Source organism: Mesomycoplasma molare (genome assembly GCF_024918955.1).
GTDB classification, from domain to species: domain Bacteria; phylum Bacillota_I; class Bacilli_A; order Mycoplasmatales; family Metamycoplasmataceae; genus Mesomycoplasma_A; species Mesomycoplasma_A molare.
On record NZ_CP103423.1, the window covers coordinates 394,444 to 419,130 of the forward strand.

Genomic DNA, 24,687 nt, shown 5'->3' on the forward strand with positions numbered 1-24,687 from the left:
TAACAAATGTTTAAACTCGTTACTTTTTATAAATCAATTTTTGTAATTTGTTTGCTAAAAATAAAGTAAATAGTGATTGGAATGAAAATAGAAACAAAAGCTCCAGCAGCTTGTAAATTTAAAAAATATCCTCCCGTTGGTATAGGAGCGTAGTATCTAAATCATATTGCTAATGTTTTATCTTCAGATCCTGATAAAAGAAAATTAACCCAAAGAAAATCATTTCATGTAGTAATAAAGCTAAAAACTACTAACATAAAAAAAGAATGCTTCATTTCTTTTCAATAAATTAGTTTTAATTGTTCTAAAAAATTTAAATTATCAATAATTATTATTTTATAATATTTGTCTTTGGTTTTTGTGTAATTAAAAAGCATATTATTTAATAGAAAAAAAGAAAATAAAGAATTTGAAATTAAAGAGAAATAGTTTAAATTAGAACTAATATTTAAAATATTTAAAATATTTTTTAAAGATAAAAAAATAGAAAATTCAGGAATAATAAATAAAATCATTAAAATTAATTGAATAGTTTTTTTAAATTTATTGGAAAAATTATAAAAAGAAATAATAAATCCAAAATAAATAATCATTCTTATTATTATTAAAACAAAACTACTTATAAGCGAAATTAAAATAGCCTTTCAAAAATCAAATTCTTTCAAAAAAGAATAATTTTTAAAATTTCACTCATCTATAATTAAAGAGTATTCATTATTTAAAAATGATTGATTACTTTTTAAAGAAACAAGAATTAAAAAGTAAATAGGAAAAAAAATAAAAAATAATAACAAAAATAATAATAAAAAAATTATTGTAACTTTTATAATTTTTTTCATTTTTTCTCCCTCATTATATAGATTACTTTCTTTAATATTTTTATGCTAATATAAAAACAAGAAAAAAGAAAGAATATATAAATTAAAATAATAAAACTTGCAGCATATGCTTTATGTGGATCAATTTCTATTCCTCCATTAATAGGATTAATTAAATTAATTATATAACTTGCAATAGTTTGAGCTTCAAGGTGCTCAATTTTTTCTTCTGGTAAAATGGAACCAGGATACAATAAAAAACTAAAAATGGAATTTGTATAAAAAATTAATTTAAAATATTTTTGAAATTCTTTAATATAAATATTTATAAATTTGTCTTTAAAAGTTAAATTATCTTGAAAAAATGGTAACTTATATTTTGTATTTAATTGTAAGAATGCAAAGGTGAAAATTACTATATTAAAAGGTAATGATCTTCATACTTGAAAAATAAAATAATAAAGTAAAATACTAATCCTTTCATTTCCGTTTAAAAAACTTTTATTTGAATTAAATAGTTTAAAAAATAAATTCTTTTCCCCAAATAATATTAAAAATGCAATTCCTATAGCAAAATTAGAAATAAAAAATTGTGAATAAATTATTCTCAAAAATAAATTGTTTTTCTTTTTTATTAATAATTTAGCAAGATTATAAGAAAAAATAAAGGAAACTAAAATAGAAAAGAAGGTAGGAACAAAAAATAAAAAAGAAGAATTTTTGATAGATATATAGAAATTATTATCATTAAAAACTTTAACAAAATTTTCTATCCCAAAACTATAAGATGTTTTTTTGTATTTAGCAAAAACAATAAAAGATTCATAAAATGTTTTCAATAAAGGTAAAATTAGAAACAAACTTATAAACAATAAAAAAGGAATAAAGAAAAATAAATTTTTAACTTTTGCTTTAATGTTTTTATTCATTAGTTAATTTTATTCCTTTTGCATAATCTATTGAGTAAGAAATCATTTCTTTTAAATAAAAATCACTTTCTTTAGATGCTATTTTTATTATATTATTAGTTTCTACTTCTTTAACGTGATAAATATAAAAAATAGGTAGCCTTTCTATTTTTATAATTTCACCTTTTTGACTGTAAATATCTTTTTTATCAATTTTTATATCTTGAGACTTAATAAATATATCATTGTTATTTCAAAAAAATTTATTTATTGGTAAGGTACTAAAAAAATCTAAAACAAAAAAATTATTTGGATTATTTAATACTTCTTCAACTCTATTAAATTGTTCTATTTTTCCATCTTTTAAAATTAATAGATAGTCACTAATTTTTATTGCATCACTTTGATCATGCGTAACTAGTAATATGCTTAAGTTAAATTCTTTTTTTATTTTTACTAATCAATCTAAGCTTTTTTCCTTTATTTTAGGATCAAGAGAAGAAAATGATTCATCTAAAAGGAATAATTTATTTTTTTTAATTATTGCTTTTGCGAAAGCAACTCTTTGTTTTTGTCCTCCTGAAAGATTTTTAGTTTTTAAGTTTAAAATATTTTCAATTTCTAAAATTTTTGAAATTTCATCAATCTCTTTTTTAAATTCTTTTTTAATACTTATAAAATTTAAAAATTTTTTAGTCTTTTTGTTTTTAATAATCATGGAAAATAATAATTTAAAATATAAAAAAGCAAAAAGTATTTTTTCTTTTTTACTTTTTTCATTATAAATATAATGATTAAAAAATTTTAAATTTTTTTCTTGAATTTTTAAATTATTGTTAATAAAAAAATCGTTTATAAGTTTTATTCTTGTTTTTTTTCTTCATTTAAAAGAATTTTTAGCGCTAAGAAAAATATTATTGAATACGGAAATTTCTTCATATAAAATATTGTTCTGCAAAATATAACCAATTTCATCTATGCTTAGATCGTTTTTGATTTTTATTTTTCCTTTTATATTATTTTCAAAACCGGAAATAACATTTAATAAGGTCGTTTTTCCTGCTCCGGAGGGTCCTACAATAGAAACGATAAAATTCTCTTTTATTTCTAATTTAGGAATATCAATAATATTTTTATTATTTTTTATAACTTTTAAATTTTCAATTTCAATAATATTTTTCACATAAAAATTTTACCAAAACATTATTTAAGTTATTTAATAAATTAATTCATTAAATTTTAATAATAAAAGTTATTAAAAATTCATTTTTTAATATTTTAAATAAGTAATTTTGAACAAAATATTATATTTTAATGCTTAAAATTGCATTTTTTATGCTTAAATATTCATATTTTTTTAAAAAAAATGCATTTTTTAGAATCTTTTAAAAAAATAATGTTAAAATTAGTTTACTAAAAAAATAGGAGGTATACTATGTCAAGTAAAAGATATGATGTAATCATTATAGGTGGTGGAATTATAGGAGCTTCTATTGCTTATGAATTGTCACAATATAAATTAAGTACTTTACTTTTAGAAAGAAATCCGGTATATGCAGATGAGACTTCAAAAGGTAATTCTGGGGCAATTCACGGTGGTTTTGATCCTGATCCAGGTAAAATAGAAGCTAAGTTAAATGTATTAGGAAATGAATTATGAAGAGAAAAAATATTTAAAAATTTAGATTTTCCAAAAGTTCAAGTAGATTCACTTATTCTAGCTTTTAATGAAAAAGAAATGGAACACGTTAATATGCTATACGAGAGAGGTTTAACAAATAAAGTTCCAAAAGAATTCTTAAAAATAATTTCAAAAGATGAAGTTCTTAAAAAAGAACCGAATGTAAACCCTACCGTTTTAGGGGCTTTATTATGTACAAGTTCATGAGCGATAGATCCTGTTAGAGCAACTTATGCTTTCTTAGGAGCTAGCGAACAAAACGGAACCGAATTAAGAAATAATTCAGAAGTAGTTGATATTAAATTTGAAAATGACGAATTTAAAGTTACTTTAAAAAATAAAGAGGTTTTAATATCTAAAGTTGTTATTAATGCCGCAGGGCACTATGCTGATATATTAGCTGAGAAAGCTGGTTATGGTGATTTTAAACAAACAACAAGACGTGGTGAATATAGAATTTTATCCAGAACAGAGGCAGGTATTGTAAATTCTATTTGCTTTAAAGTTCCTACAATACATGGAAAAGGAGTGATTGTCGCTCCAATGCTAGATGGTAGAGTTTTAGTAGGTCCTACAGCTGAAGAAGGAGTTCCTAAAGAAGAAACAAGACTTGTAACTAAAGAAAAATTTGATTTAATAGGTGAAATTGGAAAAGAAATAATTCCATCAATTAGATTAGACAAAACAGAAATTACATTATCAGGTTCTAGACCTATAGATATTGAAACAAATGATTTTGTTATTAGATCAGCGAAATTAAACAAAAAATTCATTAATGCAGCAGGTATGCAATCACCAGCAATAGCTTCTGCTCCTGCCATAGCGATTGAAATATCTAAACTTGTAGAAAAAGCAGGATTAAAATTAGAAAAAAATCCAAATTATAATCCAAATTATAAAGTTAAATTCTAATATTTTAGTTAAGGAGAAATATGAAAGATAAATATGTAGTTACATTAGATTCTGGTACAACTTCATGTCGTACTTTAATAGTGGACCATTCAGGTAATATAAAAGCTACCAGTCAAGCAGAATTCACACAATACTTCCCAAAATCTGGTTGAGTAGAACACGATCCTTTAGAAATATGAAACGTGCAACTTTCAACGATGCAAAGTGCTAAACACAAAGCGAAAATTAAGTCACATGATTTAATAGCTTTAGGAATAACAAACCAAAGAGAAACAATTGTTTTATGAGATAAAGAAACAGGACTTCCTGTTTATAATGCTATTGTATGACAAGATAGAAGAACTACTGAATATTGTGAAAGCTTAATTTCTGAAGGATGATCAGAAAAAATTTCAGATAAAACAGGTCTTATTATTAATCCATATTTTAGTGGTACTAAAATTAGATGAATTTTAAAAAATGTTGAAGAAGCTAAGGCAAAATTAAAATCTGGGAAATTATTAGCAGGAACAATTGATACATGGTTAATGTGAAAATTAACTGATGGTGAAGTTCATGCGACCGATGTTTCAAACGCTTCAAGAACAATGCTATTTAACATTCATACACTAGATTGAGATCAAGAAATTTTAGATCTTTTTGAAATTCCTAAAGAAATTCTTCCAAAAGTAAAGGCTTCTTCGGAACATTATGGTTATGTTAAACCTCATCATTGATCAAATAAAGCAAAAGGTGAAGTGCCTATTACTGGAGTAGCAGGAGATCAACAATCAGCTTTATTTGGACAATTATGTACTGAAGTAGGTATGGTTAAAAATACATACGGTACAGGATGTTTTACACTAGTTAATACAGGTACTACACCTATAAAAAGTAAAAATAAATTATTAACAACTATTGCTTGAAAATTAGGAAATCAAGAAACTGTTTATGCCTTAGAAGGTTCTGTGTTTATAGCGGGAGCTGCAATACAATGACTAAGAGACTCTTTAAGAATTTTATATAATTCAGCAGAGTCAGATTTCTTTGCATCTTTAGTAAATGATGATCAAAGAGTTTATGTTGTTCCTTCATTTACAGGACTGGGTGCACCATATTGAGATTCATATTCAAGAGGAGCAATTTTCGGTCTTGAAAGAGGAACAAAAAGAGAACATATAATAAAAGCAACTTTAGATTCAATTGCTTATCAAACAAATGATTTAATTAAAGCGATGGAAAAAGATTTAGAGAAACCAATTATTTTATTAAAAGTTGATGGTGGTGCTTCTAATTCAAATTATTTAATGCAATTTCAATCTTCAATTTCTAATTTAAAAGTTGAAAGACCAGCAAATATTGAAACGACAGCTTTAGGAGCTTCATACCTTGCTGGTTTAGCGGTTGGTTATTGAAAAAATATAGAAGAAATTAAAAAAATGAGTAAAGCAGACAAGATTTTTAAACCTCAACTTTCACAACAAGATATAGACTTTTTATTGAAAGGTTGAGATACTGCTGTTAAAAAAACTTTAAATTGAACAAAAGATATCGAGTAAAAAGGAGAATTAATAATGGATTTAATGAAAATATTATCCGAATTTTTAGGTACATTATTTTTAGTTCTTTTAGGAAATGGTGTTGTATATAGTGTTTCAGCTAAAAGAATGTTTGCAAATCAATCAGGTAAATGAAGCGTTATTACTTTAGGATGAGGATTTGCTGTTATGGTAGGTGTAATAATAAGTAACGCATTAGGTGGGAGTGCGCATTTAAATCCTGCTGTATCTATTTTTGATGCAATTGCTTCAAAAAGCGCTTTTCCATTGGTGTATATTCCTGCTCAATTTTTAGGAGCGATGGTTGCGCAAGTTATTTTAAATTTCATTAACTGAAATCACATTAAAGAAACAGATTTAGCTACAGTTAGAGGAGCTCATGCAACTGGACCAGCTTTCTCTGCAAAAGAAAAGGGAACTATCTTTAATTTTTCATATGAATTAGTTGGAACATTAGTTTTATTAGGAGTTATATTAGCTTTTGGTAAAGGTTCAAACGCTTTATCAACAACCGGAATAGGTTTATCATCTTTAGGACCATTACCTGTTACTTTTTTAGTAATGGCAATAGGGATGTCATTAGGTTCATCTACTGGTTATGCAATTAACCCAGCAAGAGATTTAGGACCAAGATTAGTATATTTTGCTATGGAAAAATTACTATTATCTAATAGAAAAGAAGAACATGTAGGAGCAAACTTTGAATATTCATGAATTCCTGTAGTAGCACCTTCATTTGCAGGAGTAATAATAGGATTATTTGCCTTAATATAAAAATATTTAGAAATTTTATCTATCTTATAAGGAAAAAATGAAAAAATTAATTAATAATAAAGAAAATATTATTGAAGAAATGATTCAAGGAATCATTAAAACAAATAAAAACGTGCAAAGAGTAAACGGATTTAATGCAATTTATAATAAAAATTTTGATAAAAATAAAGTGGCGTTGATTTCCGGAGGAGGTTCAGGTCATGAACCTGCTCACATGGGCTTTGTAGGAAAGGGAATGTTAACCGGAGCCGTAGCGGGAGAGGTTTTTACCTCACCAACTCCGGATCAAATTGAGAGTGTTATTAATGAACTAGATTCCCAAAAAGGTACTTTATTAATTATCAAAAACTATACAGGTGATAAGTTAAATTTTGAAATAGCTCAACAATTAGCTCAAGCAAATGGTAAAAAAGTAGAAACCGTTCTTGTTAACGATGATGTTGCTGTAGAAAACTCTACATGAACAATAGGTCGTAGAGGAATTGCGGGAACAATTTATGTTCATAAAATAGCTGGTGCTCTAGCTGAAAAAGGAGCAGATTTAAGTGAAGTAAAAAGAGTTGCTGAAAAAGTAATAGAAAATGTTAGAACTTTTGGAATATCTTTAAATTATATTTATATTCCTACAACAGGTAAAAAATCTTTTGAATTGGGAGAAAAAGAAATTGAATTCGGTCTTGGAATTCATGGTGAACCAGGTATAAAGAGAGAAAATATTAAATCTTCAAAAGAGATAACAGAAGAAATGTTAGACTTAATTTTAAAAGACTATAATTATGATAATTCAGAAATCGCTCTTATGATTAATGGTTTAGGCGGAACTCCTGAGATGGAATTATTTATTGTAGCTAACGATGCACATAATTATTTAGCTGAAAAAAATATTAAAATTTTCCAAACAAATGTTGGTAACTTTATGACTTCTCTAGAAATGCAAGGAGTTTCTATTAGTGTTTTAAAATTAGATGAAGAATTGAAAAAATTACTTGAAGAACCTACAGAGGTAAAAAATTGAAAATAGAAGAATTGAAAAAAGTTTTCCAAACAATTTATAATGAATTAGAAGAAAAAAAAGATTTTTTATCCCTATTAGATCAAAATATAGGCGATGGAGATCATGGTGTAAATATAGTAAGAGGTTTTAAAGAAGTAATTCAATCAATTACTACAGAGGTTGATTTAAGTTCGTTTCTATCTATAGTCGGAAGAACTTTAATGTCAAAAGTAGGTGGTGCATCCGGTCCTCTATATGGTATGGCATTTATTAATGCTGCTAATAATTTGAAAAATAAAACAGAATTAGGATTAGAGGAATTTAAAATTTTAGTAAAAAGTTTTTCTGCTTCTTTAGAAATGTTGGGAAAAGTAAAAATTGGCGAAAAAACCATGTATGACGTTTGAAAACCTTTATCAGAAAAACTAGATTCTATTAACGAAATAAATGAAAAAAATAAACTGGAATTAATTGATTTTGTAAATAACTCTGCTTTAGCTACAAAAGATTTAATCGCCACAAAGGGTAGAGCTTCATATTTAAAAGAAAGATCTAAAGGAACAATCGATCCAGGTTCAGCCTCTTCAAATATAATTTTAGCAAACATAATAAAAGAGTTATAAAATGAAAAAGATGTTTATTATTATTTCTCATTATTTCCAACTAGCAAAAACAATTGAGGAATATTTAACTAAAATGTTACCATTAAATGAAGAAATGTTAAAAATAGTAGCTTTAGGTGGAATTAATAACAGAACAGAGTTAGGAACTGATCCTACAGAATTAATGGATGTTATAAATTCTAATAAAGACATAGAAGAAGTATTTATATTTTCAGATTTAGGATCAGCTACTTTATCAGCAATTTCTGTATCTTCTATGATTGAAGATAAAAAAATATACGTTTCTAAAGGATCTATAGTAGAAAATTCATTTTCAGCATATGTATTAGCAAATTCAGGTGCTAGTTTTGAAGAAATTAGCAAAGCTTCTGAGGAAGCAATTCAAAAGTAGTTTATCAAATAATAAAAATAAAAGGCGTCCCTTTTATTTTTATTATTTGATAAAGATTTAGTAAATAAAATATATAGGAGTTACTGCTTTTGAATTAGATTCTTTAGCGACTGGATTTTCTCATTTTTGAACTAGACCGTCTTTAGTTTTTATTTCACCTGAAGAACTAGTTAAAGATTTAAATGATCCTATAATAGAAGCTACAGAAGTTATTATAGCAGGAACAAATGGAGCAATCGCTGCAAAACCTGCTGCTCCTCCGATTTTTTCTAAATCTTCATTATTTATTTTTACAAGTAATTTATTTTCTCTTTTCATTTTTCCTTTCTATTTTAATATTTCTCATTTTTTGATTTTTTAAATAAAAAAGAAAAATAAAAAAAATATATGCTTTTTTTCTAAAAAATATAAAATTTAATAGATATGAAAAAAATTGCTGTAAATGATAAAGAAATGATCTTAAAAAATACAAATTATTATAGTAATCAAATTTTAGATCTTTCCGAACTAGAAAACCTGAATGAAATTGATAATTTTGTTTTTGCGGGTAAAAGTATAAAAACATTAATTTTACCTAGTTCATTAAAAAAAATAGGAGATGCTGCTTTTTTAAATTGTGAAATTGAAAATATAAAATTTAATGGACAATTAGAATATATAGGAGATTCTGCTTTTGAATCTAATAATATAAAAGAAATTGATTTTTCTAAAGGAATCCAAACAATTTCTTTATTTGCATTTTCTAATAATAAAATAAAAAAAATAGTTTTTCCTTCAAATCCAACAAGTATTAAAGATTATGCTTTTGAACTAAATTCTATAGAAACAATAGTTTTTAATAGTCAAGATATAAAATTTGGCCACAATGTGTTTGAATCATCAAATATACAAGAAATTATAATTAATTTAAGTAAAAAAGAAAATTTTGATTTTTCAAAAATAATATTAAAAAAAATAGATAACGAAAAAGAAGTTGAAGATTATTATGAAGTTAACGATATTGACATTAAATTTTTAAATTCATTAAATAGTTTTATGGATTTAACCAATGTTAAAAAAATAGAAATAAATAATACAAAAAGTCAAAATAGTCAAGAAAAATATTTATATTTCTGAATTGATATTTCAGGGAAAATCATATTATTAAGTTCTTAAAAAAATAAAAATATATAGGAGAAAAAAATGAAAAAAAGTAAATTAAAATTTTTATCATCTTTAGTGGGATTAACTTCAAGTGCATTGTTGATTTCATGTAATAACGAAGGCAAACTCACTTACAAAACAGAAAAAGCACAAGATCAAAAAATAGTTTTAGCAACAGCGCAATCAAAGGTTTTTCCTTTAATGGTTGCTTTAAAAGAAATAATTCCTCTTTATAACGAACAAATGAAAAATGAAAAGGATTTTCTAGAAATAGAATTAAGAGATTCATCTATAACAAAAACTAATTCTGAATTAGAATTATCTATTCAACAAGCTAATTCCATAAAAACAGACTCGCCAGATGTAGCTAATATTATTTTAGGCAATCAAAATACAGCATTTTTAATAAATACTTTCGATAAAATTTTAAATACTAATAAAATATTGCCAAATAATTTATTTCTAGATAAAATCTTAAATACGCACACTAATGTAACTGGTGAACAACTTAATAGTAAAATTTTTAATTTACCTTTTAATATCGCTGATATAGATGCTCTTTCAGTTAATTTTACGCTTTTAAAATTATTATTTGATTTTATAGAACAAGGTCAAGGTAATATAGATAAAGAAACAGAATTTTATAAAATTGCTCAAGAGAAATGAAATGAAGAAAACGCTAATAAAATAAATTCTGTTTTTAAAGCTTTAAAACTTAAAGAATCAAATGTTTATAGCAATCTTACAGTAAATAATAAAACATTTTCTTCTATAAATTCAATTCTAAAATTCACTAAAGAAGTGTTTAAAGGTTTAATTATTGATGAAACTAAAATAAAGGGTGATGAACTAGATTTTCAAATTTTTACAATTGATTATCAAAAAGACACTTTTTTAAAAGATCTTAATAACAATTTACAAGGTAAAAAAATATGAGAATTAAAAAACTCAAATAATCAGGAAACTCTTTCAGATATTAAATATCATATAGAAGATGATAAAGATTTACAGGAAAATTTTGTTTCAAATTTTAATAAATACTCAGATGTAGAAAAAAAATCTTTTATTAAAGATTCAAAAGAAAAAACTTTCTATGATATTAAATATGCTAATAATAAAAATGAGTGAGCTTCTTGACAAATCAGAAATTATGAAACTGTATTTGCGTTTGCAGCAGCTGTTGGATATGAACAATCCGTTTTAAGTCCTTCTACAATAGCTTGATTTGCAAATAATAACGAAGAAAAAGCATCTCAAATGTTTGCTAGCGAAAAAGAAGTAGAACTGTTCCCACAAATTACAAAAAGTAATGATGGAGATAATTTTGAAACTTATTATGAAGGAGGTTCTAGTTTAATACCAGTTTCTGTTGATAATGATGGAAAAGAAGACAAAGCAACACTTTTATTTTTAAAATGATTATATACAGGTGAAGTAAATTACAAAAATTCTAAAATTAAAGTAAGTGATTTAATAATGGAAAAATCAGGTTATGTTTTACCTTTAAAATCTAATTTTACAGAAGAAAATAAAGAAAAATTAAATGTTAAATTGGAAAATCTAAAAAATAATATATTAGATTTATCTAATAAAATAAAAAATAGCACAAACGAAGAAGAAAAGAAAGAATTAAAAACTACTTTGAATGAATTAATAACAAAGAAAAATTATCTCAAAGCTTATTTAGTTTCATATAATAGTTTAGATAATTTCTCTAATTCTGAACAAGACTATTTAAATTATTATGCAGATGCTAAAACTTCTAGAATTTTAAAAGAAATATCAGATAGATTAGAAGAAAGTACTTTAAAAAATAATTCAGTAAAAAATTCCGGTCAAGCTGTATTGAAAAAAATAATCGAAATAATAAAATCAAAATAACAGAGGAAAAAATGGAATTAAAACAAAGAAAATATTATAACAAAAAACATTATTTTATAGATAAAGAACATAAAATATTAAGACTTGATCCAGAATTTCATAATAATTTATTGAAAAATAAAGGAACTTGAAACGGTTTTAAAAAAATTGGGGGTTCTTCCATAGGAGATGTTTTATTAACAGATTCTTTTAAATCTCAATTTTTAGCATTTGTAAGAATAGCAAAATTAGACATGCCTATTTTAGATACTAAATATATAGATGCCGGAGTTGCAATAGAACCAAAGGTAATTGAAGTAATTAGAAATAAAACAAATAAAGAAATCGAAACTTTTCCTCCAGAAAAATACTCTTATGACTATTTTAAAGGTAAAGATGACATAATCGGTGGTATACCTGATGGTTATATAAAAGATTTAAATATGATTTTAGAAATCAAAACAACACAATTAAAAAATTTAGAAAAATGAGAATCAGGAGAACTTCCGTTAGCATATCTAAAACAAGGTCAATTATATTCCTATCTAATGGGTTGTGATACTTTCGCTATTGTTGCAACTTTTTTAGAACCTCAAGATTATGATGATCCGAAAAATTATCCTATTGAAAAAAGAAAAATAAGAACATATAAATACCAAACAAACGTACCTCAAATTGAAGATGATATAGAAAAAATAAAAGAATGATACAACTTTTATACCGAAAAAGGATACTCTCCACAATATAACGAAAAATTGGATGGAGAATTATTAGAATATTTAGAGTGTGAAAATGAAGAACAATGAAATAATCTTTTAGATAAATGAAAATTACAAGGTAAAGTTAAAATATAGTGGAAAAAGAATTAATTACTTATAGACATTTTCATCGACTTATTACAGGACAAAAATTTTTTATTTGAAATAAATTATCTGATCATTTTTTAGATTTAGAAGAAGATGGTGAAGATCACGAACATTTTTGAAATCCTAATCACGCTATTGATATAACTAACAAAAATAATATATCGATTGTAGAAGCAAGAGAAGAAGTTTTTTCTACTATAGAAAAAGCTTTTTTAGATTATATTTTAAATAAATATGGAAAAGAAAATGTTTATGTAATAAAATCAAAAACAACAGAATTAGCAATTCAAGAAACACAAGAAATAATAAATAAAAAAACGCATAAAATCATTTTATATCCTGTTTTTATTTATAAAAATGCTATTGCAAAACCTACTTTTATAGATTTAGAACAAGGAAAGATTTCCTTACTAAAATTAACAGGTTCAACAAAAAGAAAAGATATATTAAAAGCTTACTGAGATTTTTGAATAGTGAATAAAACAATAAAATTAAATAATATTTCTTTTCACTTAATTGATTATGTTTTAAATCCTAAAAAAAATGAAAAAAAATTTATTGAAATTTTTTATTTAAACATAAATAAATCTAAAAAGAATTTAGGCATAAAATATAAAGAAATTTATACAAAAGAAGAATATAAAAAATATAAAATTATTGCAGGACAAATAGGTTTAATCCCGGAAGAATATGATAAATTAAAGTCAGGTAATTATAAACCAATAAATAAAATTTATGACATAGTTTCTTCGATGTATATGGAAATTAATTCTAAAAAAGAAGAATATTATGATTTTTTAGAAATAAATGATGCAATTGATTTAATAAATAAGGCAAAAGAAAAAGAAGAATTGGAAGAATTATCTGAAGTAGATAATGGATTTTTTGAACCAAATCCTGATTTTAATGAAATTTTAAAATTAAAAGCACCAATTTTGCAAGGATATAGTGGAAATATTTTTAAAAAAGAAAAAATAATAGAATTAATTTCCAAAAGTAGATACGAATCAATTGAAAATCAATTGAGAGATGATTTTTTATATAATTCTTTAAATATAAAAGAAAAAGTTAAAATTTTTAAAAGTAAAAAATTAGAGGAAAAAATAAAGATCTTAAATAATGATGAAAATAGAATAATTTGATATGACTTTGAAGGATTTTCTTTACCATATCCACCGTTAGATGGAGTTTTACCATATAATCAAATAGTTTTTCAATTGTCAATAAAAGAAACCCATAAAGGAAGAATTGTAAAAAACAATTTTGATATTGAAAATATTGTATATGATCCTCAAAAAATTTCTATTCAATCATTTGAAGAAATAATAACGAAAATTTACTCTAATAAAGCGGATTACTTTGTTGTTTATAATAAAAACTACGAAAATACTAGAATTAAAGAAATGATTGAATTAATTAGAACTCAAGATGAAGCAAAAGCTAAGAAAATGCAAATGTATTTTGAACATATTGAAAAAAACACAATTGATTTAGCTGATTTCTTTAGTGGTTATTCTTCAAAAGGGAATTTACCTATGATTTTTATCCCGGATTTAAAAGGTTATTTTAGTATTAAAAAAATAGAAAAATACATAACAAAAGAACAAATACCACTCGCTCATCTTATCACTCCTTACCAGGAACTTAAAGTTCAAAATGGTACTATGGCAATGAGTAAAGCGATTGCTCGTTATGTCGGAAATATAGGGGATAAAGAGTGAGAAGAAACTAAAAAAGAATTGAAAAAATATTGTGAAAACGATGTTATGGCGATGATAATGGTAAAAGATTTTATAAATTGAGCTTTTAAAAAATATAAATAAAATCAAGTAATTAACTACTTGATTTTTTTAATTATAAAAATTTTTAATCACTTTTTTATTTTCTTAATCATTCTATAAGGAAATAAATATAAAAACATTCATTTTTATAAGAGTTTTTTAGGATAAAAAATTTATCAAATGTCTACTTTTGTATTTCGACATAGCTATTATTTGTTTTAAAATCTATCGCTAAAAAACTGTTTTGCACATTAAAACTTTTTTTCTTTAGGAAATTTAAAATATAAAATAGAGAAAAAATTAAACTTAACCACTTTTGATTTTACATTGTAATAATATCTTTGAATTTGAATATCTGTTTTATTCTATTTATTAAATCAAATTCTATTTTTTGTTTTATGTAAGGAATTGTTATATTTTTTAAAATCAGCTTTTTCTTTTATTTCATTAATTGATATGGAATTTATATTTGGAATGTGTTCTTTTTCAATAAATATTAAATATTGTCCTGAAATAACTCATTTTTCTGCATCTCTATAGAAAATATGGTGAATTTTAACACTATCATTATTTACTTCAACTGAATCTATCGGTTCTCTAGAACTATAATTTGAATAATAAATAACATGATATTTATTTAAAAAATCTTTTTCAAAAATTTTATTAAATTGGCTTGAAAAAGTTTCTCAATTTTCATTAATTTTATCCTTTTGTTCTTGAAAATTCATCTTTGAAATAATTGTGTTTTTAAACATATCATTATTTTCTATCAAAAAAGCAATTTCCCCATTTCTAATATCAGTAGAATTTCATAAATTATTATCTAGTTTATAAATATTTTCGCTTAAATTTTCATTAGCATCATAATGCTCTAAATTAAAATCTTCTTGTAGTTGACAAGAAATTACTGAAAATAAAGGAATACTTAATAAAGTATTTAATAGGAATATTTTTTTTAGTTTCAAATTAAAACCTCACAAAAGAAAGTGCTATATGAAATTCATCTGATTCAGAAACTTTTTCGTAAGGTGATACTTGAAATAGATATTCTTCTGTTTCTGGTGCTTCAACATCAACATTGTGTAAAAGTCTGGCTTTAGTTGCTAAAACAACATTATTTAATAAATCTAACTTCATTTATTTTCTCCATCTTAAGTAATTATTTTTTATATCACTATAAAAATTATAAACAAAAAATATGAATTAATTCCAAATTTAGAGTTCGAAAATTTCAGAACATAGTTTTACTAACTTTATTGATAAAACCGCTTTAAAGTTGAACTAAAAGAAGGGATATAGCCCCCCCTTCTTAATCTTCTTATAACTCGTTTAATATAAAAAGTAGTTATAAAATATCATAAATTGCAGCACAATTTTTTTATAATAAAAACAAGTGTGTATTTCAATTTAGGTTTTAGAAAAATCAAGCACTGTCACCATTGTAGTTATGTGCTTGATTTTTTTATAACACTTTAAAAAAATGAACTTTTATATTTAAAACTTCTAAGACATCGTTTTAGATATTAATTTTTCAAAAAGTGAGGTAAATTTTCCACTTCTTCTAAAGTTGTTGAATTTTCAATAATATCTTGATTTTCTTCTAATAAATACATTCAATCTTTATTTGAATCATCTTTGTTTGTAAAAACATTTTCTAAATTATTTTGTTTATTTTCTAAATCTGATGATTTATTTTTTTTATCCATACCAGAAGCAATTAAAGAAATTTTTAAATTTTTGTCATTAGAATCACTAATCATTAACCCCTGAATTATATTTACTTTTTCTCCAGCAGTATTTTTTATGACTTCTAAAATTATATTTATTTCTTGTAAGGTTACATTAGAACCTGTAATGTTAACAATGATTTCATCGGCTCCCATAATAGAGTTTTCTAATATATTTGAAAAAATTACTTTTTCAACTGCTTTTTCTGCCCTATCTTTTCCTGTAGCGCTAGCTGAATTTATTAAAATTTCACCTTTATCTTTTGTTACTGTTAATAAATCTGCAAAATCTACATTTTGAATACCTGTAAGAGTAATAATTTCATTTATAACATTAATTATTTTCTCTAAAATTTTGTTAGAAAGTTTTAGAGAATGATCAATAGAAATAGTTCCATAATTATTTAAAAGTTTTTCATTAGAGATCACAATCATTGAATCTACATTTTTTTTCAATTCTTTTAATCCAATTATAGAGTTTGACTTAATTTTTTCACCTTCATTTTCAAAGGGAATAGTAACTACCGCAAGAACTAGTGAAGCATATTTTTTAGCAATTTTAGCGATTACAGGTGATGCTCCCGTTCCAGTTCCCTTTCCCATTCCGGCGGAAATTATAACTATATCTGCATCTTTTATCTTTTCTTCGATAATTTCAGAACTTTCAAATGCGCATTCTTTTCCGATTTCAGGATTTCTTCCTGCTCCAAACCCTCTTCTCTTATTTGAATCGCCCAATTGAATGACGTTTTGTTCTTCAAAATCTTTTAAGGCTTGAGAATCAGTATTAAGAGCAATATATTCAATATTATCTACTTTGTTTGAAACTAATGGTTTAATAGAGTTATTTCCACACCCACCAACACCTAAGACTTTTATTTTAATATTATTATGCATGTTTTATCCTTTTATTAAAAAATTTATAGAATAAATTAAATAATTTATTAGTTTTTAAAAATAATTCATCTGACGAATAAGGTTGAGTGTGAAGAAGATTAGAATTTGTTTTATTTTTAGAAAAACTTTTATTTTCTTTTTCTATTAAATTTATTCCAGTTAATATATATTTTATTTCAAATTTATAACAAGATATTTGATTATTATTAAAATTAATAAATTTATGTTTAAAATCAAAATAAATTAGTTCTTTTAAAAAAGAAAAAATATTGTCAGTAACTACTAAAAGAGTAAAATCTTTAATGTTTAATTCATTGTTTTTAGCAATGTTTATTATTTCTTTTTCTATAACTTTTTTAATAAACTCAGAAGTTATTTTTTTTATTTCTTCTAAGTTTATATTTATTCCTGAAAACATAAAATTTTGACTTAATAAGTTTAAATTGTTATTAAATAGTTTTATAAATTTAGAAAGGATATCTTTTTTTATATTTGCTTTTTCTGAAATAAAAGTAATTAATTTGTCGAAAGAAAAGTCAATTTCTTTATTTAAAAAAATATGTTCATTATTTGAAATTATAAAAGATGAGTTATTTTTTCCTAAATTTAAAACAATTCTTTTATTTTTATTATAATGATATTCATTTATCATTTGATTTATACTTTGATTATAAGTAATAATTTCTTTAATCGAAATATTTAGTTTATTTAAAATATCTAATATTAAATTTAGTTTTTTATTTTCTGTTGAATGTATTAAATAGCATCCATTTAGTGAATGTGCATTTTTTCCAAGAGGAGAAAAAATACTTTTCTCATCATTATCTAAGGTATAAGATAAAGGTTTAATTGAAATTATGAATTTTTGGTTATTTAAAAATGTAGCTTTAGCTAATTCTAAATTTTTATCTATTTCTTTTTGATTAATAATTTTTTTAGAATTATCAATTAAAGTGTGTTGACTAAAAAAATCACTTTCAAAATAAAAGTCATTGTCTAAGAAAAGAAATGTTTGTTTAATGTTTGTTTTTAATTTGTTATTTAATATAAAAAAAGTATCTTTTATAAATAACTCAATATTAATTTGATTTTCGTTATTTTTTTCAAATATTAAAAAATCTTGATTTCCATTTTTTTCAAATGCAAAAATTGAACAATTAAATTTTTTATCTATTTTAATAACGGTTTTTATATTTCTTTTCATTTTGCCCTTTTATTTACTTTAGTTTTGTCAAAACTCTTAACTTTGCACTTCTGCTTCTTTTGTTTAAATTTAATTCTTCTTTTGAAGGAAGAAATGATTTAGATTTTCATGTTTTTTCTACCATAATTGGTAGCTTAGGATCAATATTATCTTGCTCCAATAATGATTTAAAAAATTTCTTTACAATTCTATCTTCGATTGAATGAAAAGTAATTATTAATAATTTTCCATTTTTGTTAAGAAAATTAATTGCTTGATTTAACAAAATATTTAATGAATCCAACTCGTTATTTACAGCAATTCTAATTGCTTGAAAAACAGCTTTTGCAGGATTTTTTATTCTTACAATTTTAGCTGGCAGTGATTTTTTTATAATCTCTACTAATTCAAGCGTTGTATTTATGGGTCTATTTAAAATAATGCCTTTAGCAACTCTTTGAGGGAGCATTACATCTGCATTATTTTTTAATAATGAAATTAATTCTTCTTCCGAATAATGGTTTACTATATAATGAGCATCTAATGTTTGATTTCTATTCATTCTCATATCTAGCCTAGCATCTTTATTGTAAGAGAAACCTCTTTCAGCTTCGTCTAGTTGAGGGGAGGAAACACCCAAATCAACTAAAATACCATCTATTTTTTTAATATTATATTTTTTTAATTCACTTTCTAAATTTTGAAAATCGCTATGTATAAGTGTAAAGTTATTAGAAATTTTGCTTAGTTTTTTTTCACTTTCTTTTATAGCATCAAAATCTTTATCAAAAGCATAAAGATGGCCTTTATCTAATTTTTTTAAAATTTCAGAAGAATGTCCCGCTCTTCCTAGAGTTAGATCAACATAGATACCATTTTTATTAATTTTTAAATTTTCGATCACTTCTTCTAATAAAACTGGAAAATGCTTCATTATAACTCAACTCCACTTTCGAATAATTTAATTTGAAGTTTTTCAATTTCATCATCATCTTGGAATTTTTCTTGCTGTTTCTCATATCTATCTTTAGGTCAAATTTCTAATTTTTCACCTACTCCGATTAGATATATATCTTTTTCGATAGCGGATTGAAGTAGTAAGTTTTTAGGTATAACAACTCTTCCTGATTTGTCAAAAGTTGCTTCAATAGTATTCCCGAAAAAAAATCTTGTAAACTCTCTAAAATCTTTATTTAAAGAATTATTTTTTTTCAACTTATCTCTTAAAATATCAAATTCACTTTTAGAGCGAATTTCAATAATTTTGTCAAGACCAAGAGAAATATAAAAAACTTCCCCTAATTCTTCTCTGAAATTAGAAGGAATAACAATTCTATTTTTTTCATCAATACTTTTTTGATGGCTTCCAAACATTGCCACTCCCTTCCACTATCTACCACATTATAATACTTTTTTATTATTTTTGTAAAAAAAATATTTTTTATTTTTCGAAAAAATAACAATTTTAAAATCTAAAAAAAGCATAAAACTATAAAAAAATTTTTTTTATTGCTTTTTTCAAAAAAAAGAAAGTTTTTATAAAAAAAGGAGTAAAATTTTTAAAGACTTGAGAAATCTTGTCAATTGGAGTCGTATTGAAAGAGAAAATAAGAGAATTTTCTGATTTAATATTTGTATATTTTTTTATATATTTATTAATATTATTAATTTTAATTTCGCTTATCACATTAAATTATTCACTTTTACTAGGTTGAATATTCTCGTTTTTTTCTACTATAATCACATTTTTTTCAAAGATATTTTTAGTAGAAAATTTAAAGAAAATTAATCAAAAAATAAGAAGTAAAAGAAAAAAAATTATTTATGTGTTAGGGATAATCTTTGGAATTTTTTCTTTGATGTTTCAAGGAATATTGTTATTTTTAATAATATTAATTAATAAAAATACTTTAAATAATAATTCTAGTTCAATAGAAATAGTATCTTACCCTATAAATATATTTAGTTATATTGTTGGTATTTCTTTATTCTTGCCTAGTATTATTTTTGAAAGAGTTTTAAAAAAAATAAAGGAGAAAAAGAATGGAAAACTGATTAAGTAATTGAAATCAACCACAACTTTTTACTCTTTTTATAATGGTTTTTTTAATTATGATATTTTCTATTGTTTTATATTTTCAAATTAAAAAAACTAAAAAAGATAAAGCGCCCTCCGCTATTGTTTATTTAACAGAACAATATTTTGGAATAGTTGAAACTTTGGTTGATGAAAGTGGAGCTGAAGGTAAATTAGCTAAAAATATAAAGCCTTATATTTTTACACTTTTAACTTTTTTACTTTTTGGTAATTTATTATCTTTATTTGGTTTGGAACCGATAGGTAGTACTTATTCAATTACATTAACATTAGCTTTTGTATCATGATTAGGTATTTACGTAATCGGAATAACCATGCAAAAACTAAAATTTTTTAAAAAATATATGAATCCTCTAGAAATAATTTCTATTCCAGCACCATTAATTTCATTATCTTTTAGGATGTTTGGAAATATCATTGGTGGTTCCGTAATGTTGATTTTATTTTATGCAGGAACACAATATATTTGGTCTTTATTACCAATAGGAAATTTAAGTGTGTTTAATATACCTGCTACACTATTTATGGCGCCATTGGTATTTTATGTAGATATATTTGGAGTGGTTATTCAAGCATATGTTTTTACTTTGTTAACAACAACATATTGAGTTTCTAGCTCAAAGGAATAATTTATAAATAAAAAGGAGAAAAAATGACAAATCAATTTGTAGAAATAGCATCAAAATTAAATAATGATGCAGGAAGTTCAACAGGAGTAGGTTTAGTTGCTATTGGAGCAGGACTAGCGATGATTGGAGCTTTAGGTGTTGGAGCTGGTCAAGGGTATGCAGCAGGAAAAGCTGCCGAGGCTGTCGGAAGAAATCCGGAAGCAGAGAAAAAAATTAGCAAATTAATGATCATAGGAGCAGCTATCGCGGAAACTTCTTCAATTTATGCATTACTTATTGCAATTCTTTTAATTTTTGTTTACTAATAATTTACTAATAATATGATAAATAGAATTATAAAAAATTTTAGTTCAGATGGAAAAGTAGATGTAGAAAATGATGTTTCAGCATTGTTTAAAAATATTTTTCCTAATCCATGAGTTGTTTTAGCGACAACTATAGCATTTATTATTGTATTCATTTTTTTGTTTTTTTTCATTTTTAAACCTCTAAAAAAGGTTATAGAAGAAAGAAGAGAATTTATTCAAAAAAATATTGATGAAACAATTACGAATAAAGAAAAATCTATTAAACTTGAAGAAAAAAGAAATATAGAATTATGGGAAGCTAGAATAGCTGCAGCAGGAATAATTAATCAAGCTAAAATAGAATCTGAAAAAATAGCTAATCAATATATTTCTAATGCGAAAAAAGAAGCTAAAAGAATCATTGAAGATGGACATATTAGTGTATCTCAACAACAAAGAAAATTTGAAGAAGAATCCAGGGAAGAAATTATAACTGTGGCTACAAAATTAGCATCAAAAATCTTAGAAAAACACGTTAGCCACTATGAAGAAAAAGAATTAATTGATAAACTGTTAAATGAGGTTTATGAATAAAAATGCATTTAGACAAGATTGAAAAAATTAATGGATATGCACTAGCAATTTTTCAAATAGCCTTAGAAGAAGAAAAAATAAAAGATTATTATAAACAAACTGAAAAATTAAAAAAAATTTTTACTAAAGAAAAAGAATTATTACTTTTTTTAAAAAGTTTTGAAATAACATTAGAAGAAAAAGAAAATTTCATTGATACTATATTTAAAACTGAAATTGAAAATAATTTATTAAACGTAATAAAGTTATTAGTTAAAACTCATTTTATTGATTATATAAATGAAATATTTACTAAATTTGAAATAAAAGTTTTAAAATATTTAAACATGAAAAAAGCTTATGTTTATTCTGTTTATAAATTAGACAAAAACCAAATTTCAAAAATCAAAAAATTTATTGAAAGTAAAATAAATAAAAAAATCATTCTTAAACAAAAAATTGATAAAAGCTTAATTGCTGGTTTAAAAATAATGGTTGATGATTTAGTTTTTGAAAACTCAATTTACTCACAGTTGAAAGAAATTAAAGAATTTGTATTAAAAGAAGGGAGCGTGAGATAGATGTCATCAAAAACAAGTAATATTTCAGCTCTAATAAAAGCTCAAATAAAATCTTATGGTAAAAAGATAATTTCTAATGAAACAGGAAAAGTAATTTCTGTAGGTGATGGAGTTGCGCTTGTTTCCGGTTTAGAAAAAGTCGGTTTAGGAGAATTAGTAGAATTTCCTAATAACATATACGGAATGGCTCTAAATATAGAGTCAGATTATGTTGGTGTTGTTATTATGGGGAAAGAAAATGATGTTGCAGAAGGTGACATTGTTAAAAGAACAAAAAATATTATTTCTGTGCCTGTCGGAGAACAAATGGTTGGCCGTGTAATAGATGCGCTTGGTAGACCTATAGATGGAAAAGGATCAATCGACTTTAATAAAAGAAGAGAAATCTTTGTGCAAGCTCCAGGGGTAATGAAAAGGAAAGAAGTAAATGAACCTTTAAAAACAGGAATTTTAGCAATTGATTCAATGGTTCCGATTGGGAAAGGTCAACGTGAATTAATTATAGGTGACAGACAAACAGGAAAAACAGCAGTTGCAATAGATGCTATTTTAAATCAAAAAGGGCAAAATGTTCATTGTGTTTATGTTGCTATAGGGCAAAAAAATTCAACAGTGGCTCAAATTGTGAATAAATTACAAAAAAGCGGCGCAATGGAATATACTACAGTAGTAGTTGCTGGTGCATCAGAATTAGCTCCTTTACAATACATCGCTCCATATTCGGGTGTAACAATTGCTGAAGAATGAATGTATAAAGGAAAAAATGTTTTAGTAGTTTATGATGATTTATCAAAACATGCCGTTGCTTATAGAACACTTTCTCTTTTACTAAGAAGACCACCAGGTAGAGAAGCTTTCCCAGGAGATATTTTCTATCAACATTCATATTTATTAGAAAGAGCTGCAAAACTAAATTCAGAAAATGGTGGTGGATCAATCACAGCGTTACCCATTATTGAAACACAAGCAGGAGATATTTCTGCTTATATTCCAACAAATGTTATTTCGATAACAGATGGGCAAATTTTTATGAAGGAGTCTTTATTTAATTCAGGACAAAAACCTGCAGTTGATGTTGGATTTTCTGTTTCCCGTGTTGGTTCAAGTGCTCAAACAAAAGCTATGAAATTTGTTTCTTCTTCTTTAAAATTGCAATTAGCTCAGTATAATGAATTAAAATCATTTGCTCAATTTGGTTCTGATCTAGATGAATCTACCAGAAGAATTTTAGACCATGGATCTAAAGTATATGAATTATTAAAACAATGACAATATATTCATTTCTATCAAAATGATCAAGCTATTATATTACTATCTGTTAAAGACAGATTTATAAATCCTATACCAAAAGATTATATTCTTCAATATAGAGATGAATTAGTTAAATTTATAAATAGTGACACTAAAGCTTTAGAACTAAAAGCAGAACTAATAAAAGAAAGAGCTTTTAATGACAATTTATTGCTAGAATTTAAAAAATTAATAAGAGATTTTGTATTGGAATTTATAAATAAAATCCCTAATTATAATCCTGAAGAACATCCTTCAATTCCGGAGTTATAATGCCTTCAATTCAAAAAATAAAAACAAGAATTAATTTAATTGAAAATACTAGAAAAATTACCAAAGCAATGGAATTATTATCTAGTGCAAAACTAAGAAAAGCGAAAAACAATTTTTCTTCAATTCAAGAATATGCTAATTCTATAGAAAATATTTTGGATACTGTTTATGAAAAAACAGATGTAAAAAACAATTCTTTTTTTTCTAATAAAGAAAAACAAAATAGTATTTATATAATTATTACATCAGATTTAGGACTTTGTGGTGGTTATAACAATAATGTTTATAAAATAACAAAGAACAAACTTAAAAATGATGATAAATTAATAATTTTCGGCAATAAAGGAATCTCTTTATTTAAAGATTATGAAAAAAATATAATTAAAAAAATAGGTAACTATGGAGATGATTTAAACTATTTGATTGTTAGAGAAATTATAGATTTAGTTATAGGTATGATAAAAAATAAAGAAATAGGAAGCATTAATTTAGTATATACTAAGTTTATTAATAGTGTTACTTTTGAACCTTTTATTAAACAATTATTTCCTTTAGAAAATTCTGCATTAGAAAGTAATAAAACTAAAAACAAAGTTAATGATAATATATTATTAGAATTTGAACCATCTCCAGAAGTAATTTTAGAAAATTTATTACCATTATACTTAGGATCTTTTATTTATAATGCATTGGCTGAGTCTAAAATTTCAGAAATGTCATCAAGAAGATCGGCCATGGAAAATGCTTCAAATAATGCTGATGAAATAACAAATAATTTACAAATAGTTTTCAACAGAGGAAGACAGTCTTCTATTACACAAGAAATAACTGAAATAATAGGTGGAAATACAAGTAAATAG

General features: G+C 24.1%; 27 protein-coding genes. 17 read left to right on the forward strand and 10 right to left on the reverse strand.

Features of this window, described 5'->3' with window-relative positions:
* Positions 1 to 26: 26 nt before the first annotated feature.
* From NX772_RS01815 to NX772_RS01825, 3 genes are read right to left on the reverse strand one after another with little or no spacing between them, the layout of a single operon-like run.
* Positions 27 to 839 carry an ABC transporter permease family protein gene (locus NX772_RS01815; protein ID WP_027123271.1) on the reverse strand — a complete coding sequence of 271 codons (813 nt, stop codon included), beginning with the start codon at positions 837 to 839 and terminating at the stop codon, positions 27 to 29.
* Positions 824 to 1,747 carry a sugar ABC transporter permease gene (locus NX772_RS01820; RefSeq protein ID WP_027123272.1) on the reverse strand — a complete coding sequence of 308 codons (924 nt, stop codon included), beginning with the start codon at positions 1,745 to 1,747 and terminating at the stop codon, positions 824 to 826. Before NX772_RS01820 ends, NX772_RS01815 begins: the two co-directional genes overlap by 16 nt.
* Entirely contained in the window at positions 1,740 to 2,909 is a 1,170-nt protein-coding gene (locus NX772_RS01825) for an ATP-binding cassette domain-containing protein (protein ID WP_027123273.1), read from the reverse strand. The genes NX772_RS01820 and NX772_RS01825 overlap by 8 nt, the downstream gene beginning before the upstream one ends.
* 252 nt (positions 2,910 to 3,161) lie before the next feature.
* Between NX772_RS01825 and glpO the strand changes: the two genes are divergently transcribed.
* The 6 genes from glpO to NX772_RS01855 are packed head-to-tail and all read left to right on the forward strand — an operon-like array spanning position 3,162 to position 8,639.
* On the forward strand, positions 3,162 to 4,319 hold the full coding sequence (gene glpO / locus NX772_RS01830) for a type 2 glycerol-3-phosphate oxidase (RefSeq protein ID WP_027123274.1): 1,158 nt from the start codon (positions 3,162 to 3,164) through the stop codon (positions 4,317 to 4,319).
* A gap of 20 nt (positions 4,320 to 4,339) precedes the next feature.
* Positions 4,340 to 5,857 carry a glycerol kinase GlpK gene (glpK, locus tag NX772_RS01835; RefSeq protein WP_027123275.1) on the forward strand — a complete coding sequence of 506 codons (1,518 nt, stop codon included), beginning with the start codon at positions 4,340 to 4,342 and terminating at the stop codon, positions 5,855 to 5,857.
* 24 nt (positions 5,858 to 5,881) lie between these two features.
* Positions 5,882 to 6,631 carry an MIP/aquaporin family protein gene (locus tag NX772_RS01840; protein ID WP_036450146.1) on the forward strand — a complete coding sequence of 250 codons (750 nt, stop codon included), beginning with the start codon at positions 5,882 to 5,884 and terminating at the stop codon, positions 6,629 to 6,631.
* Positions 6,632 to 6,668: 37 nt separating this feature from the next.
* The gene (dhaK, locus tag NX772_RS01845) at positions 6,669 to 7,652 is read left to right on the forward strand and encodes a dihydroxyacetone kinase subunit DhaK (RefSeq protein ID WP_027123277.1); all 984 of its coding nucleotides are present in this window, start codon (positions 6,669 to 6,671) and stop codon (positions 7,650 to 7,652) included.
* Positions 7,643 to 8,248, forward strand: a complete 606-nt coding sequence (gene dhaL / locus NX772_RS01850; protein ID WP_027123278.1) for a dihydroxyacetone kinase subunit DhaL — start codon at positions 7,643 to 7,645, stop codon at positions 8,246 to 8,248. Before dhaK ends, dhaL begins: the two co-directional genes overlap by 10 nt.
* A gap of 1 nt (position 8,249) precedes the next feature.
* Positions 8,250 to 8,639 (forward strand): PTS-dependent dihydroxyacetone kinase phosphotransferase subunit DhaM, encoded by a 390-nt coding sequence (locus NX772_RS01855; RefSeq protein WP_027123279.1) that lies wholly within the window; start codon positions 8,250 to 8,252, stop codon positions 8,637 to 8,639.
* A 57-nt stretch (positions 8,640 to 8,696) separates the two neighbouring features.
* Here NX772_RS01855 and NX772_RS01860 read toward each other — a convergent pair whose 3' ends face one another.
* Entirely contained in the window at positions 8,697 to 8,957 is a 261-nt protein-coding gene (locus tag NX772_RS01860) for a hypothetical protein (protein ID WP_027123280.1), read from the reverse strand.
* A 105-nt stretch (positions 8,958 to 9,062) separates the two neighbouring features.
* Here NX772_RS01860 and NX772_RS01865 point away from each other — a divergent pair, with 105 nt between their 5' ends.
* Genes NX772_RS01865 through NX772_RS01880 form a run of 4 tightly spaced genes read left to right on the forward strand, consistent with a single transcriptional unit; the run spans position 9,063 to position 14,331 of the window.
* Positions 9,063 to 9,794 carry a leucine-rich repeat domain-containing protein gene (locus tag NX772_RS01865; RefSeq protein ID WP_027123281.1) on the forward strand — a complete coding sequence of 244 codons (732 nt, stop codon included), beginning with the start codon at positions 9,063 to 9,065 and terminating at the stop codon, positions 9,792 to 9,794.
* Between the two features lie 27 nt (positions 9,795 to 9,821).
* Positions 9,822 to 11,663 carry a P68 family surface lipoprotein gene (locus NX772_RS01870; protein WP_027123282.1) on the forward strand — a complete coding sequence of 614 codons (1,842 nt, stop codon included), beginning with the start codon at positions 9,822 to 9,824 and terminating at the stop codon, positions 11,661 to 11,663.
* Between the two features lie 11 nt (positions 11,664 to 11,674).
* Positions 11,675 to 12,496, forward strand: a complete 822-nt coding sequence (locus tag NX772_RS01875) for an MAGa7180 family putative nuclease (protein ID WP_027123283.1) — start codon at positions 11,675 to 11,677, stop codon at positions 12,494 to 12,496.
* Entirely contained in the window at positions 12,496 to 14,331 is a 1,836-nt protein-coding gene (locus NX772_RS01880) for a DUF2779 domain-containing protein (protein WP_027123284.1), read from the forward strand. The genes NX772_RS01875 and NX772_RS01880 overlap by 1 nt, the downstream gene beginning before the upstream one ends.
* A gap of 323 nt (positions 14,332 to 14,654) precedes the next feature.
* Here the strand turns inward: NX772_RS01880 and NX772_RS01885 are convergent, their stop codons facing one another.
* The 6 genes from NX772_RS01885 to mraZ all read right to left on the reverse strand — a co-directional run bounded on the left by NX772_RS01885 (position 14,655) and on the right by mraZ (position 19,470).
* Positions 14,655 to 15,254, reverse strand: coding sequence for a hypothetical protein (locus tag NX772_RS01885; protein WP_051542149.1), 600 nt, complete (start codon positions 15,252 to 15,254; stop codon positions 14,655 to 14,657).
* 1 nt (position 15,255) lies between these two features.
* A complete protein-coding gene (locus tag NX772_RS01890; protein ID WP_156925612.1) occupies positions 15,256 to 15,426 on the reverse strand; it encodes a hypothetical protein in 171 nt (56 codons plus the stop codon).
* Positions 15,427 to 15,812: 386 nt separating this feature from the next.
* Complete coding sequence (gene ftsZ / locus NX772_RS01895) at positions 15,813 to 16,913, reverse strand: cell division protein FtsZ (RefSeq protein WP_027123286.1); 1,101 nt, start codon at positions 16,911 to 16,913, stop codon at positions 15,813 to 15,815.
* The gene (locus tag NX772_RS01900; RefSeq protein ID WP_027123287.1) at positions 16,906 to 18,117 is read right to left on the reverse strand and encodes a hypothetical protein; all 1,212 of its coding nucleotides are present in this window, start codon (positions 18,115 to 18,117) and stop codon (positions 16,906 to 16,908) included. The genes ftsZ and NX772_RS01900 overlap by 8 nt, the downstream gene beginning before the upstream one ends.
* Before the next feature lie 13 nt (positions 18,118 to 18,130).
* Positions 18,131 to 19,030, reverse strand: a complete 900-nt coding sequence (gene rsmH, locus NX772_RS01905; protein WP_036450134.1) for a 16S rRNA (cytosine(1402)-N(4))-methyltransferase RsmH — start codon at positions 19,028 to 19,030, stop codon at positions 18,131 to 18,133.
* The gene (mraZ, locus tag NX772_RS01910) at positions 19,030 to 19,470 is read right to left on the reverse strand and encodes a division/cell wall cluster transcriptional repressor MraZ (RefSeq protein ID WP_027123289.1); all 441 of its coding nucleotides are present in this window, start codon (positions 19,468 to 19,470) and stop codon (positions 19,030 to 19,032) included. The genes rsmH and mraZ overlap by 1 nt, the downstream gene beginning before the upstream one ends.
* 221 nt (positions 19,471 to 19,691) lie before the next feature.
* On the opposite strand from mraZ, the gene NX772_RS01915 reads away from it, so the two are divergent.
* Genes NX772_RS01915 through atpG form a run of 7 tightly spaced genes read left to right on the forward strand, consistent with a single transcriptional unit; the run spans position 19,692 to position 24,687 of the window.
* On the forward strand, positions 19,692 to 20,159 hold the full coding sequence (locus NX772_RS01915; RefSeq protein WP_156925613.1) for a hypothetical protein: 468 nt from the start codon (positions 19,692 to 19,694) through the stop codon (positions 20,157 to 20,159).
* A complete protein-coding gene (locus NX772_RS01920) occupies positions 20,140 to 20,823 on the forward strand; it encodes a F0F1 ATP synthase subunit A (RefSeq protein ID WP_051542150.1) in 684 nt (227 codons plus the stop codon). The genes NX772_RS01915 and NX772_RS01920 overlap by 20 nt, the downstream gene beginning before the upstream one ends.
* A 23-nt stretch (positions 20,824 to 20,846) precedes the next feature.
* Entirely contained in the window at positions 20,847 to 21,128 is a 282-nt protein-coding gene (atpE, locus tag NX772_RS01925) for an ATP synthase F0 subunit C (protein ID WP_036450137.1), read from the forward strand.
* Positions 21,129 to 21,143: 15 nt separating this feature from the next.
* The gene (atpF, locus tag NX772_RS01930; RefSeq protein ID WP_027123292.1) at positions 21,144 to 21,704 is read left to right on the forward strand and encodes a F0F1 ATP synthase subunit B; all 561 of its coding nucleotides are present in this window, start codon (positions 21,144 to 21,146) and stop codon (positions 21,702 to 21,704) included.
* Positions 21,705 to 21,706: 2 nt separating this feature from the next.
* Entirely contained in the window at positions 21,707 to 22,264 is a 558-nt protein-coding gene (locus NX772_RS01935; RefSeq protein WP_027123293.1) for a F0F1 ATP synthase subunit delta, read from the forward strand.
* Positions 22,265 to 23,827 (forward strand): F0F1 ATP synthase subunit alpha, encoded by a 1,563-nt coding sequence (gene atpA / locus NX772_RS01940; protein ID WP_259429406.1) that lies wholly within the window; start codon positions 22,265 to 22,267, stop codon positions 23,825 to 23,827.
* Complete coding sequence (gene atpG / locus NX772_RS01945) at positions 23,827 to 24,687, forward strand: ATP synthase F1 subunit gamma (RefSeq protein WP_027123295.1); 861 nt, start codon at positions 23,827 to 23,829, stop codon at positions 24,685 to 24,687. The genes atpA and atpG overlap by 1 nt, the downstream gene beginning before the upstream one ends.